The following is a 12,127-nucleotide window of genomic DNA, read 5'->3' as shown; positions in this document are numbered from 1 at the left end:
GACAGGGCAGGGTCGCCGGCCGACCTTGCCCCGTTTTCAAGCAGAACTGATCGGACGAAACCATGAGCGACGCCACCGCATCTTCCATCGACTATTCCGATGAAGCCAGCTTCAGCGATTACTTTGCATTGCTGAAACCGCGGGTGATGTCGCTGGTCGTGTTCACTGCGCTTGCAGGTCTGGTCGTGGCCCCCGTCGGTGTGCATCCGATGGTGGGATTCTGCGCCATCCTGTTCATCGCGGTCGGTGGCGGCGCGTCCGGCGCGCTGAACATGTGGTGGGATTCGGATATCGACGCCGTGATGCGCCGCACGGCAAAACGCCCCATTCCGGCCGGCCGCATCGACCGTGACGAGGCGCTGGCCATAGGCCTGGGCCTGTCGGGCTTCGCGGTCGTGATGCTGGGGCTGGCGACCAATGTCCTGGCCGCCGCGCTTCTGGCCTTTACCATCTTCTTTTACGCCGTGGTCTATTCCATCTGGCTGAAACGCTCGACTCCGCAGAACATCGTCATCGGTGGCGCGGCGGGCGCGTTTCCGCCCCTGATCGGCTGGGTCGCCGCCACCGGGTCGGTATCGCTGGAAGCGGTGCTGATGTTCGGGCTGATCTTCATGTGGACGCCGCCCCACTTCTGGGCATTGGCGCTGTTCCTGAAGAAGGATTACGACACTGCCGGTGTGCCGATGCTGACCGTGACCCATGGCCGCCGCGTGACGCGGGCGCATATCATCGTCTACACGCTGTTGCTGGCGCCCGTTGCGCTGTGGCTGGGGTTCACCCAGATCGGCGGGCCGATCTATCTGACGGTCGCGGTCCTGGCGAACGCCTGGTTCGTCAAGGGGGCCATCGATATCTATCAGCGCGACGAAACCATGGCCGAGGCCGACAGCTATGCAACCGAAAAGAGCTTTTTCAAGTTTTCGCTGCTCTACCTGTTTGTCCATTTCCTGGCGTTGATGGGGGATGCGGGCCTGCGTGGGTTGGGAGTTTACTGAGATGGCGCTGAACGCGGAACATGAAATCCACAAGCGGCGCTTTTCGCGCAATCTGGGGGTCGGCCTGACGCTGGCCGCGCTCATTCTCATTGTGTTCGGCCTGACGGTGGTCAAGGTCCGTCAGATCGGTGCGGTTCAGGGGTTCGACCATGTCGTGCGCCCCGAACTGCTCCCCGGTGAGGAGCTTGAAAAATGACACTGGATGCAAACGGACGCACGGCCATGAAGATGCTGGGCGTGGTGGTGGTGATGGGATCGCTCGCCTGGGCGGCGATTCCGGCCTATAACCTGTTTTGCAAGGTCACGGGGTTCGGTGGTGTCACAGCCGTCGGCGCCGGCTCGGACGTGGTTCTGGATCGCACGATCGGCATCCGGTTCGATGCCTCGACCGAACGCGGCATGGCCTGGGAATTCAAGCCCGTCGAACGCACGACGGAACTGCGGATCGGCGAAACCGGCCTTGCGTTCTATGAAGCGTATAACCCGACCGACCGGCCGATCGCCGGGCAGGCATCCTATAATGTCTATCCCTACGAGGCAGGCGGGTTCTTTACCAAGATCGACTGTTTCTGTTTCACCGAACAGGTCTTGCAGCCTGGTGAACGGGTGATGATGCCCGTGACCTATTACGTCGATCCCGAGATCGTCGATGACCGCGACGCGAAGTTTGTCAAACACATCACGTTGTCCTACACCTTCTACGAGATCCCACTGCCCGAACAGCAGGCCGCCCTGAGCGTTCAGCCCTGAGCATCCAAATCATAAGCCCGACCCACGGGCCAGACGCGAGAGACACTGAAATGGCGCACGAAAAGAACCACGATTATCACATTCTCCAGCCCTCCATCTGGCCGCTTCTTGGGTCCGTCGGCGGATTCATCATGCTGTTCGGCGCCGTGTTGTGGATGAAGGGCATCACGCCCTACATGTTCTTCATCGGCCTCGCGCTGGTGCTTTACGTGATGTATGCGTGGTGGTCCGAGGTCGTGACCGAAAGCAACCAGGGCGACCATACGCCAGTGGTGATGATCGGTCTGCGTTACGGTTTCATCCTGTTCATCACGTCCGAGGTGATGTTCTTCGCCGCCTGGTTCTGGAGCTTCTTCAAGCACGCCATGTATCCCGGTGGCCCGGAACAGCCCGCCGCGTTCCAGGAATATCCGCCCGTCGGTCTCGAAGTGTTCGATCCTTGGCATCTGCCGCTGATCAACACGCTGATCCTGCTGTGTTCCGGATGTGCCGTGACCTGGGCGCACCATGCGCTGGTGCATGAAAACAACCGCAAGGACCTGAAGAACGGTCTCCTGCTGGCGGTCATTCTGGGTGTTCTGTTCACCATCTTCCAGGCTTACGAATACAGCCACGCCGCCTTCGGCTTTGCCGGCAACATCTATGCCGCGAACTTCTACATGGCGACGGGCTTCCACGGGTTCCACGTCATCATCGGCACGATCTTCCTGTTCGTGTGCTACATGCGCGCAAGGGCCGGGCATTTCACCCCGCAACAACACGTCGGCTTCGAAGCGGCCGCCTGGTATTGGCACTTCGTCGATGTCGTCTGGCTGTTCCTGTTCGCCGCAATCTATGTCTGGGGCAGCTGAGCAGGGGTCGCCGACCGCCGTTCATATCGTTGGGGGGAGCGCCGGGGTAAATTCCGGCGTTCCCTGCGTTTGAGGATCCGATCATGCGTTTCGTCATTCCCTTGATATTCGGGATCGTGGGATGTGCCGTGCTGATCGCCTTGGGCGTCTGGCAGGTGCAGCGGCTGACCTGGAAACAGGAGGTGCTGTCGCAGATCGAATCGCGCATCGCCGCCGACCCCGTGCCGCTGCCCGCGGCACCGCAGGCGGGCGATGATCGGTATCTTCCGGTGCAGATCGCGGGCCAGACGACCGGCGACGAACTTCATGTCTTGGCGTCGGTCAAGGAGATGGGCGCCGTTTACCGTGTGATCTCCGCCGTCGACACGGTCGAAGGGCGGCGGGTTCTGGTCGATCTCGGCGTCATCGCCACCCCGGCAAAGGATGCCCCTCGACCACCCCAAGAGGTTGCCATCATCGGCAACCTGCACTGGCCGGAAGAAACCGATGGCTTCACCCCCGATCCCGACCGGGATGCCAACATCTGGTTCGCCCGCGACGTCGCGGCAATGTCGGCTGCGCTGAGGGCCGAGCCTTTCATGATCGTCGCCCGCGCCATCACGCCGGACGTGCCCGGCATCACACCGCTGCCGGTGGGGACCGAAGGCATTCCGAACGATCATCTGCAATACGCGATGACCTGGTTTTCCCTGGCTCTGATCTGGGCGGGGATGACAGCGTTCCTGCTGTCGCGTATGAGGCGGGTCGGACCCCACGCCCGAACTTCCGAGGAACACCGATGAATTACATCTCGACACGCGGCAAGGCCCCGGTTCTGGGGTTCGAGGACACGATGCTGGCCGGTCTGGCCCGGGACGGCGGGCTGTATGTGCCGGAATCGGTGCCGCAAATGACGCACGACGAGATCGCAGCCCTGGCCGGTCTGCCCTATGAAGAGGTGGCCTATCGCATCGTTGCGCAATTCACCGACCTGCCCGAGGATGTGCTGCGCGGTCTGATCGCGAACGCCTATGCCGGGTTCGGCCACGACGCCCGTGCACCGCTGAAACAGCTCGATTCGGGACTGTTCCTGCTGGAATTGTTCCACGGCCCCACGCTGGCGTTCAAGGATTTCGCCATGCAACTGATCGGCCAGATGTTCACCGAGGCGATGGGCCGGCGCGGCGACCGCATCACCATCGTCGGCGCGACATCCGGCGACACCGGCAGCGCGGCGATCGAGGCGTTTCGCGGATTGGACAACGTCGACGTGTTCATCCTCTATCCTCACGGTCGCGTATCCGAGGTGCAGCGCCGCCAGATGACCACCCCGGCCGAAGCCAACGTCCATGCCATCGCCATCGACGGCGATTTCGACGACTGTCAGGCGGCCGTGAAGGCAATGTTCAACGATTTCGATTTCCGCGATTCGGTCGGTCTGACGGCGGTCAATTCGATCAACTGGGCGCGGGTGCTGGCGCAGGTGGTGTATTTCTTCACCTCGGCCGTCGCGGTGGGCGCGCCCCATCGCGAGGTCAGCTTTACCGTGCCCACCGGCAATTTCGGTGACATCTTCGCAGGCTACATCGCCAAATGCATGGGACTGCCCATCGACCGGCTGGTGGTGGCGACCAACCGCAACGACATCCTGCACCGCACGCTGGCCGACGGCGCGCATCGCAAGGACGGGGTCGAGCCCACGATCAGCCCGTCGATGGACATCCAGGTGTCGTCGAATTTCGAGCGCGCGTTGTTCGATGCCTACGGGCGCGACGGCGGCGCGGTGCGCCAGTTGATGGCGGAACTGTCCGATAACGGCGGGTTCACGGTGTCGCAGGGCGCGTTGGAAACCCTGCGCGAGCATTTCGATTCGGGCCGCGCGTCCGAGGAAGAAACCACCGCGACGATCCGCGACACCCATGCGCGCACCGGCGAAATACTGTGTCCGCATTCGGCCGTCGGCGTGAAGGTGGCGCGCGAACATCTGGATCCGGCCGTGCCGATGATCGCACTGGCCACGGCCCATCCGGCCAAGTTTCCCGATGCGGTCGAGGCCGCCATGGGCGACCGTCCGGCCCTTCCGAACCGCATGGCCGATCTGTATGACCGGCCCGAACGCGTCAACCGGATCGCCAACGATCTGTCCGACATTCAATCCTTCATCCGAAAGAACATCGCGTCTTGACCGTCCAGACACATACATTGGCCAACGGCCTTCGCATCGTCACCGAAAACATGCCGGGGCTGAAATCCGCATCCGTGGGGATCTGGGTGAACGCCGGGGGGCGGCACGAACGCCCCGAACAGAACGGCATCGCCCATTTTCTCGAACACATGGCGTTCAAGGGCACCAAGCGGCGCACGTCGTTGCAGATCGCCGAGGCGATCGAGGACGTGGGCGGCTATATCAACGCCTATACCTCGCGCGAGACCACGGCCTATTACGCGCGCGTTCTCGAAGCCGACGTGCCGCTGGCGCTCGACGTGATTTCCGACATCGTGCTGAACCCGATCTTCGATCCGTCCGAGATCGAGGTCGAGCGTGGCGTGATCCTGTCGGAGATCGGCCAGGTTCTGGACACACCGGACGATATCGTCTTCGACTGGCTGCAAGAGGTCGCCTATCCCGATCAGCCCATGGGCCGCTCGATCCTCGGGCCGTCCGAACGGGTGTCGGCGTTTTCCAAGGACGATCTGGCGACCTTCGTGCGCGAACGCTATGCGCCGGGCCAGATGATCGTCGCGGCCGCGGGCGCGGTCGATCACGACACGATTTGCATGGCGGCCGAGAAGATTTTCGCCGATCTGCCTGCCCGCCCGTTCGAGGTGGCATCGCCCGCCCGCTTCATCGGTGGCCAGCGCCGGGAAATGCGGCCGCTGGAACAGGTGCATTTCACCCTCGGGATGGAAGCGCCCGGATACCGCGATCCGGCGATGTACACCGCCCAGATCTATGCCAGCGCGCTGGGGGGCGGCATGTCATCGCGGCTGTTCCAGGAAATGCGCGAAAAGCGCGGCCTGTGCTATACCATCTTTGCCCAAGCCGGATCCTATGCCGACACCGGGATGCTGACGCTTTACGCAGGCACCAGCGCGGCGCAGATCGCTGATCTGGCAGAACTGACGATGGACGAGATGAAGCGCGCCGCCAGCGACATCGCCCCCGAAGAGGTCGCGCGCGCCCGCGCCCAGATGAAGGCCGGATTGCTGATGGGGCTGGAAAGCCCGTCGTCGCGGGCCGAGCGTCTGGCCCGCCTGCTGGCAATCTGGGACCGGATCCCGGATCTGGACGAAACCATCGCCCGGATCGATTCGGTCACCACCGGCGACGTGCGTGACTTTGCCGGCAAGGTGATCGGCGGCGGTCCGGCGGCCATGGCCCTCTACGGCCCTGCCGACAATGCCCCGGATCTGGAGGCCCTCACCGCAAGGCTGTCGGCCTGATGCTATTGAAACGGCGTCGGGTCAGGATCGAAACCGAGCGCCTGACCCTGCGCGCGCCCCACCATGGCGATTTCCGCGCCTGGACCTCCCTGCGCGAGGACAGCGCCGATTTCCTCACCCCGTGGGAGCCGACATGGTCGCCCGACCACCTGTCGCGCAAGAGCTTTACCAACCGGGTATACTGGGCGCAGCGCACCATCGACAACGCCACCGCCCTTCCGCTGTTCCTGATCCGGCGCAGCGATCAGATGCTGCTGGGGGCGGTGACGCTGGACAATATCCGGCGCGGCCCGGCCCAGGCAGGCACCGTCGGATACTGGATCGGCGAACCCTTCGGGCGCCAGGGATACATGCGCGAGGCGGTGACCGCGCTGATCCATCATGCCTTCACGACGCTGGACCTGTCGCGGATCGAGAGCGCCTGCCTGCCCGAAAACACCGCGTCACGCGGATTGCTGGAAAATTGCGGCTATAAATACGAAGGCGTCGCGCAGAGCTATCTCCAGATCGCCGGGCGCTGGCGCAACCACGTGCTTTATGCCAACCTGCGCGGTGATCGGCGCGGCAAGACGACCGTCGGCTAAGCATCGTCAACTTGCGGCTTGCCGCGTATCGCTCGGCGGGGGGCGAGCCCACTGTCACGCACGGATACAGCGGCCGGGCCAGGCTCTGGGCGGCATCGTCGCCGGGGCCACATCGGCGACCTTGCGGGCGCCGCGCGCTTGGGGTTTCATGCCCTCATGCTGAATCCCATGACCGACGCCCTGATCACCGACCTGACCGAAAGCATCGGCGCCGACCCCCTGCGCCCGCTGACCGAGGAATACCTGCGCGAGCCGCGCGGACGCTGGCAAGGGCAGGCCGCCTGCCTCGTCGCACCGCGTGACGCGGAAACCGTTGCGCGAACGGTGCGGTTCGCCGCCCGCCATCGGATCGGCATCGTGCCGTGGAGCGGGGGCACCGGCCTTGTGGGTGGGCAGATCCAGCCGGACGGCCCCCTGCCGATCCTGCTGAGCCTGGAGCGGATGAACGCCATCCGCGCGGTCTATCCGGAAGAAAACGTGATGATCGCGGAAGCGGGGGCGATCCTTGCCGATGTGCAGGATGCCGCGCAAGAGGCCGATCGGCTTTTTCCGCTGTCCCTGGCGTCCGAGGGATCATGCCGCATCGGCGGCAACCTCGCGACGAACGCGGGCGGGGTGAACGTGCTGCGCTATGGCAACGCCCGCGAATTGTGCCTGGGCTTGGAAGCGGTGATGCCCGACGGCACCATCTGGCACGGGGCGCGCCGGTTGCGAAAGGACAATACCGGATACGATCTGCGTCACCTGCTGATCGGCGCCGAAGGCACCCTTGGGATCATCACGGCGGCCAGCCTGCGGTTGTTCCCACGCCCTGCACGCCAAGGGGCCGCGTTGATCGTGGTGCAAAGCCCCGCCGCCGCCTTGTCGCTGTTGTCCATCGCCCACAGCTGCGCGCCCGGCGCCGTCTCGGCGTTCGAGCTGATCTCGGGCGTCGGTTTGCGTTTCCTGCGCGATACCGGTTTGCCGCCGCGACAGCCGTTCGCGGACATCCCCGCGTGGATGGTGCTGATCGATGTCGGCCTGGGTGCGGATCAGGATCCGACCGACATCCTGTCGTCGATCTTCGAAGCGGGGATGGACGCCGGGCTGGCCAGCGATGGGGTCATCGCCAGTTCGCTGTCCCAGCGCGCGGAGTTCTGGGCGATCCGCGAAACGATCCCCGAGGCCAACAGGCGGACGGGCGCCATCCTGTCCAACGACATCTCGCTGCCGCTCGGCGCCGTGGCCGGTTTCATCGAAGAAGCCCCGGGCCACGTCGCCGCGCACGGCGATTTCCGCATCAACTGCTTTGGTCATCTTGGCGACGGCAACCTGCACTACAACATCTTCGCGCCAGAGGGCGAACGCGTCGCCGATCACAAACACAAGGAAGACGGGTTGCGCCGGGTGATCGATGACCTGGTCGCCGCGCACGGTGGATCCTTCAGTGCGGAACATGGAATTGGCCGACTGAAGGTCGGCGCGTTGGACCGCTATGGCGATCCCGCGAAACTCGCGGCGATGCGGGCGATCAAGACCGCGTTGGACCCGCTTGGCATCATGAACCCGGGCGCCGTGCTGTAGGCACCGGATGCCTGCGGCGCGAGTATTTGGATCAATGAGAAGCCGGGCGACCCGCCGTGGCCAACCCGGTTTTTTCTTGCCTTAAATACTCAAGATCCGATGGCCCGCGCCATTGCGGAACGGCAGCGGTCGGGTCAACGACCTGCCGGCTCAGGCCCCCTCGAAAGCGCAGAGCGCGTGCACGTCCATGTTCAGGTCTTCCAGCAACTTGCGCCCGCCAAGTTCCGGCAGGTCGACAATGAAGGCGCAGCCGACGATTTCGGCGCCCAACCGCTGGATCAGTGAAATACCGGCGGCCGCGGTGCCGCCCGTCGCCAGAAGATCGTCGACCAACAGGACCTTTTCGCCCTGTCGCAGGGCATCGTCATGAATTTCGACGATCGCCTCGCCGTATTCCAGCTTGTAGTCCTGGCTGATGGTCGTGCCGGGCAGCTTGCCCTTCTTGCGGACGGGAACGAAGCCGGTGCCAAGCTGATGCGCGATGGCACCGCCGAGGATGAAGCCGCGGGCCTCAAGCCCCACGACCTTGTCGATGTCGAGCCCCGCATAGGGATGCAGCATCTGGTCGACACACATCCGGAAGCCGCGCGGATCGGCGAACAGCGTTGTGACGTCGCGAAACAGGATTCCCTCGTGGGGGAAATCGACAATGGTGCGGATATAGTCGCGAACGGCTTTCGACATGGTGTTTTCCTGGATAGTCGGGGCGGCGTGCCCCAAGGGCGGGTGCGGCAGATCAGGTCAGAACCCGGCCGGCCACGGCGTCGAGTCTGGCGACAAGGTCGGGATCGCGGTGATCCGGGCCCGTAAGGATCGCGTATTCAAGCGCCCGGTCACAGCCGTGGTCGCAGGGCGCGCGGCCCCCGCTCAGCAGGGCGGGCAGGCGGGCGATCATGTTGCGGGCCTTGGTGGCATTGCCGGTCAGGGTCCTGATGATGTCGGTGACGTCGACTTCGCCGTGCGCGGGGTGCCAACTGTCGTAGTCGGTGATCATGGCCACAGAGGCATAGCAAAGTTCGGCCTCGCGGGCCAGTTTCGCCTCGGGCATGTTGGTCATGCCGATCACGTCGCAGCCCCAGACCTCGCGGTACATCCGGCTTTCGGCCAGGGACGAGAACTGCGGCCCTTCCATGGCCAGATAGGTGCCACCGTCATGGACGGTGATTCCCTCGGCCCGGGCCGCCGTCAGCGCGGCCTCGCCCAGGCGCGGGCAGGTGGGGTGCGCGACCGACACATGGGCAACGCACCCCTGGCCGAAGAACGATTTCTCGCGGGCGAAGGTGCGGTCGATGAACTGATCCACGATCACGAAATCGCCCGGCGCCATGTCTTCGCGGAATGACCCGCAGGCCGAGACCGAGACGACATCGGTGACACCCAGACGCTTCAACGCGTCGATGTTGGCGCGATAGGGCACGGTGGATGGCGTGTGGATGTGGCCCCGGCCGTGGCGTGGCAGAAACGCCATCCGTGTGCCGTTCAGCGTTCCGGTCAGAATGGCGTCCGACGGCGCGCCCCATGGCGTTTCCACCGTCTGCCACGTGGCGTCCTTCAGCCCGTCGATCTCGTAAAGTCCCGAGCCGCCGATGACGCCGATAAAGGGTTCCATGTCCCGCCTCCTGCATTCGTCTGAGCGTCGTTCTAGGGGGTGGGCCAAGCCAAGAAAACCCCGCAGCGACGGATAAAGGGGTCGTTCAGCCGCCCGATAGGGCCGCGACCGCGGATCGGCGGGTCAATCGTCCGGCCGGGCCAGGCTGAACACCGTCTCGACCCTTGCGTAATCGCGATACCCCAGCCGGGTGAGCGGCTGAAATGTCGTCACGTCGAACTGTCCGTCGATCAGGCAATCGTCGCGCAGGTGGATGCCCGTCACCTCACCGAACACCGCGAAATTTGCGGCGCCGGGAAGCTGGACGATCTGCGTGAGGCGACATTCAAGGTTGGCGGGCGCGCGGGCCACGCGGGCGCAGGCAATGGTGTCGCAGTCCGATTTCTCGATGCCGGCATGGATGAATTCGTCGACATCCCGATCATGGGCCGCCGACGTCGCGTTCATCGCATCACGCATGGCATATTCCACGATGTTCACGCAGAAGACGCCGGTTTCGCGGATGTGGGCCACGCTGTCCTTGGTGTCGCCGCGGTCGCTTTTTGCGCTGGTCGAGGCGAACATGACTTGGGGCGGGACATAGGCGACGGCGTTGAAGAACGAATAGGGGGCCAGGTTGTCGTGGCCGTCTCTGCCCCGGGTCGAGATCCAGCCGATGGGCCGGGGGGTGACGATGGCGTTGAACGGATTGTGGGGCAGGCCATGGCCGTTTTCGGGACGATAGAACATGCGCTGTCCTTTGTGCGGGGCTGTTTGATCGTCACCTAGCGTCGTGATAGACGCCCGGCCAGCGGTTTCGTGCGCGCAGTGCAGGGGAAGTTCACGGATGATCCGGCTTCGGGAAGAGATCCCCGACGACAGTTGGGAGGTCGAGGCGCTTTACGACCTGTGTTTCGCGCCGGGGCGCGAGGCGCTGTCGTCCTATCGGTTGCGTGACGGCGTCGCGCCGGTGCGCGATCTGTGCCTTGCGGCGCGGGACGGCGATGGAACGCTGGCGGCCGCGATCCGGTATTGGCCGGTGCGGGTGGCCGACGCGCCGGTGCTGTTACTGGGGCCGATCGCGGTGCACCCGACCCGGCAGGGCGAGGGGTTGGGCGCGCTGGTGATGCTGGAAAGCCTTGCGCTGGCGCCCGGGTTGGGGTGGAAGCGTGTTCTTCTGGTGGGGGATGAGCCCTATTACGGGCGGTTCGGGTTTCGCAGGCTGGACCATGTGGTGATGCCGCCGCCGACGAACCCGGCGCGCGTTCTCGGGCTGAACCTGGTGCCGGGAGGGTGGACCGGGATTGCCGGCCCGGTCGAGCGTTGGCATGATTCGAACGCCTGAACGGGTCTTGTTCTGCCCGCGGACTGCGCCCATCTTACGACCATGACAATCGATGACCCCTTGGATCACCCCCGCCAGGCCGGCCCGGACATGACCGTGCTTGACGATGAAACGCGCCGCGCGCTCGAGGTGCTGGCAAAGCGGTTTCGTGCCGCCGACGGCCTGGGCATGCGGGCGCTGGCGATCGTCGGCGGCCAAGCCGAAAACCTGCTTGAGCGGTTGCCGGTATCGGTGCGCACCCATCTGGACGGCGCGACCCGTTCGGCGCTGGAACTGGCCTTCGATGCCGCCCATCGGTCGCGCAAATCCGTCAAGGACCGGCCCGACTGGATGAATACCGCCGTGACCAGCGTCATGGGCGCGGCGGGGGGCGCCGGTGGATTGCCCACGGCGCTGGCCGAATTGCCGGTGACCACCACCATGCTGCTGCGGGCAATCCAGGGAATTGCCGCCGCCGAAGGGTTCGATCCCGATGATCCGAAGGTTCGGCTTCAGTGTTTGCAGGTGTTCTCGGCCGCCGGCCCGTTGTCGCGTGACGACGGAACCGACGTGGCGTTCCTGACGACGCGCATCACCTTGACGGGCGCGACGGTGCACAGCCTGATCGGGCGGATCGCGCCACGACTGGCCACGGTTCTGGGTCAGAAGCTGGCGGCACAGACGATTCCGGTGCTGGGCGCTGCCGCGGGTGCGGCCACGAATTACGCCTTCACCACTTATTATCAGGAAATGGCCCGGGTATATTTCGGCCTGCGCGCCATATCGCGTGACGGGCCGATGGACACCGAAACCCTGCTGCGCGAGTTCCGCCTGATGATCGCACCGCCCAAGTCGCTGAAATGAAACGTGCCGGTGCGCACACGGCTTGACTTTCCGCACCGGGGCGACGATACGTGCCCCGAACGTCCGCCCCTGCCGCGTGAGCAGACGGCCCCGAACATGGGCCACTCCGGCGACGATCCTATCCCGTTTCCCACATCACGCAGGGGGGCAGCGTCATGACGGCTTCGTGGGCAATACGGCCCGCC

14 protein-coding genes are annotated in these 12,127 nt (G+C 64.5%); 11 read left to right on the top strand and 3 right to left on the bottom strand.

Annotated elements, in window-relative coordinates; all coding sequences use genetic code 11:
• Positions 1-62 precede the first annotated feature (62 nt).
• From cyoE to CFP68_RS09845, 9 genes are all read left to right on the top strand, one after another.
• A complete protein-coding gene (cyoE, locus tag CFP68_RS09885) occupies positions 63-995 on the top strand; it encodes a heme o synthase (protein ID WP_099826752.1) in 933 nt (310 codons plus the stop codon).
• A gap of 1 nt (position 996) precedes the next feature.
• Positions 997-1,191 carry a hypothetical protein gene (locus CFP68_RS09880; protein ID WP_099826751.1) on the top strand — a complete coding sequence of 65 codons (195 nt, stop codon included), beginning with the start codon at positions 997-999 and terminating at the stop codon, positions 1,189-1,191.
• Positions 1,188-1,745 (top strand): cytochrome c oxidase assembly protein, encoded by a 558-nt coding sequence (locus CFP68_RS09875; protein ID WP_099826750.1) that lies wholly within the window; start codon positions 1,188-1,190, stop codon positions 1,743-1,745. Before CFP68_RS09880 ends, CFP68_RS09875 begins: the two co-directional genes overlap by 4 nt.
• A gap of 50 nt (positions 1,746-1,795) precedes the next feature.
• A complete protein-coding gene (locus tag CFP68_RS09870) occupies positions 1,796-2,596 on the top strand; it encodes a cytochrome c oxidase subunit 3 (RefSeq protein WP_099826749.1) in 801 nt (266 codons plus the stop codon).
• Between the two features lie 83 nt (positions 2,597-2,679).
• Positions 2,680-3,378: an SURF1 family protein gene (locus CFP68_RS09865; RefSeq protein ID WP_099826748.1), complete on the top strand. Its 699-nt coding sequence runs from the start codon at positions 2,680-2,682 to the stop codon at positions 3,376-3,378.
• On the top strand, positions 3,375-4,760 hold the full coding sequence (gene thrC, locus CFP68_RS09860) for a threonine synthase (protein WP_099826747.1): 1,386 nt from the start codon (positions 3,375-3,377) through the stop codon (positions 4,758-4,760). Before CFP68_RS09865 ends, thrC begins: the two co-directional genes overlap by 4 nt.
• Positions 4,757-6,019, top strand: coding sequence for a M16 family metallopeptidase (locus CFP68_RS09855; RefSeq protein WP_099826746.1), 1,263 nt, complete (start codon positions 4,757-4,759; stop codon positions 6,017-6,019). Before thrC ends, CFP68_RS09855 begins: the two co-directional genes overlap by 4 nt.
• Positions 6,019-6,603, top strand: a complete 585-nt coding sequence (locus CFP68_RS09850) for a GNAT family N-acetyltransferase (RefSeq protein WP_099826745.1) — start codon at positions 6,019-6,021, stop codon at positions 6,601-6,603. Before CFP68_RS09855 ends, CFP68_RS09850 begins: the two co-directional genes overlap by 1 nt.
• A gap of 168 nt (positions 6,604-6,771) precedes the next feature.
• Positions 6,772-8,166 (top strand): FAD-binding oxidoreductase, encoded by a 1,395-nt coding sequence (locus CFP68_RS09845; RefSeq protein WP_241524031.1) that lies wholly within the window; start codon positions 6,772-6,774, stop codon positions 8,164-8,166.
• A 150-nt stretch (positions 8,167-8,316) separates the two neighbouring features.
• Here the strand turns inward: CFP68_RS09845 and CFP68_RS09840 are convergent, their stop codons facing one another.
• The 3 genes from CFP68_RS09840 to CFP68_RS09830 form a co-directional block, all read right to left on the bottom strand.
• On the bottom strand, positions 8,317-8,850 hold the full coding sequence (locus CFP68_RS09840) for an adenine phosphoribosyltransferase (protein WP_099826743.1): 534 nt from the start codon (positions 8,848-8,850) through the stop codon (positions 8,317-8,319).
• Positions 8,851-8,902: 52 nt separating this feature from the next.
• On the bottom strand, positions 8,903-9,775 hold the full coding sequence (locus CFP68_RS09835) for an S-methyl-5'-thioadenosine phosphorylase (RefSeq protein WP_099826742.1): 873 nt from the start codon (positions 9,773-9,775) through the stop codon (positions 8,903-8,905).
• 123 nt (positions 9,776-9,898) lie between these two features.
• Entirely contained in the window at positions 9,899-10,504 is a 606-nt protein-coding gene (locus CFP68_RS09830) for a flavin reductase family protein (RefSeq protein WP_099826741.1), read from the bottom strand.
• A 97-nt stretch (positions 10,505-10,601) separates the two neighbouring features.
• Between CFP68_RS09830 and CFP68_RS09825 the strand changes: the two genes are divergently transcribed.
• Both CFP68_RS09825 and CFP68_RS09820 read left to right on the top strand, forming a co-directional pair.
• Positions 10,602-11,099, top strand: a complete 498-nt coding sequence (locus tag CFP68_RS09825; RefSeq protein WP_099826740.1) for a GNAT family N-acetyltransferase — start codon at positions 10,602-10,604, stop codon at positions 11,097-11,099.
• A 90-nt stretch (positions 11,100-11,189) separates the two neighbouring features.
• Entirely contained in the window at positions 11,190-11,942 is a 753-nt protein-coding gene (locus tag CFP68_RS09820) for an EcsC family protein (protein ID WP_193825219.1), read from the top strand.
• Positions 11,943-12,127 lie beyond the last annotated feature (185 nt).

The sequence above is a fragment of the Oceaniglobus indicus genome, assembly GCF_002751875.1.
GTDB lineage: Bacteria > Pseudomonadota > Alphaproteobacteria > Rhodobacterales > Rhodobacteraceae > Oceaniglobus > Oceaniglobus indicus.
Note: the sequence above shows the minus strand (reverse complement) of the source record. Positions and strands in the feature narration are given on the sequence as shown.

Bases quoted from the DNA above. Each gene is read 5' to 3' on its own strand.
- CFP68_RS09835 (WP_099826742.1), bottom strand. From the start codon at position 9,775: ATGGAACCCTTTATCGGCGTCATCGGCGGCTCGGGACTTTACGAGATC.
- CFP68_RS09865 (WP_099826748.1), top strand. From the start codon at position 2,680: ATGCGTTTCGTCATTCCCTTGATATTCGGGATCGTGGGATGTGCCGTG.
- thrC (WP_099826747.1), top strand. From the start codon at position 3,375: ATGAATTACATCTCGACACGCGGCAAGGCCCCGGTTCTGGGGTTCGAG.
- CFP68_RS09820 (WP_193825219.1), top strand. From the start codon at position 11,190: ATGACCGTGCTTGACGATGAAACGCGCCGCGCGCTCGAGGTGCTGGCA.
- CFP68_RS09845 (WP_241524031.1), top strand. From the start codon at position 6,772: ATGACCGACGCCCTGATCACCGACCTGACCGAAAGCATCGGCGCCGAC.
- CFP68_RS09875 (WP_099826750.1), top strand. From the start codon at position 1,188: ATGACACTGGATGCAAACGGACGCACGGCCATGAAGATGCTGGGCGTG.
- cyoE (WP_099826752.1), top strand. From the start codon at position 63: ATGAGCGACGCCACCGCATCTTCCATCGACTATTCCGATGAAGCCAGC.
- CFP68_RS09870 (WP_099826749.1), top strand. From the start codon at position 1,796: ATGGCGCACGAAAAGAACCACGATTATCACATTCTCCAGCCCTCCATC.
- CFP68_RS09840 (WP_099826743.1), bottom strand. From the start codon at position 8,850: ATGTCGAAAGCCGTTCGCGACTATATCCGCACCATTGTCGATTTCCCC.
- CFP68_RS09830 (WP_099826741.1), bottom strand. From the start codon at position 10,504: ATGTTCTATCGTCCCGAAAACGGCCATGGCCTGCCCCACAATCCGTTC.
- CFP68_RS09850 (WP_099826745.1), top strand. From the start codon at position 6,019: ATGCTATTGAAACGGCGTCGGGTCAGGATCGAAACCGAGCGCCTGACC.
- CFP68_RS09825 (WP_099826740.1), top strand. From the start codon at position 10,602: ATGATCCGGCTTCGGGAAGAGATCCCCGACGACAGTTGGGAGGTCGAG.
- CFP68_RS09880 (WP_099826751.1), top strand. From the start codon at position 997: ATGGCGCTGAACGCGGAACATGAAATCCACAAGCGGCGCTTTTCGCGC.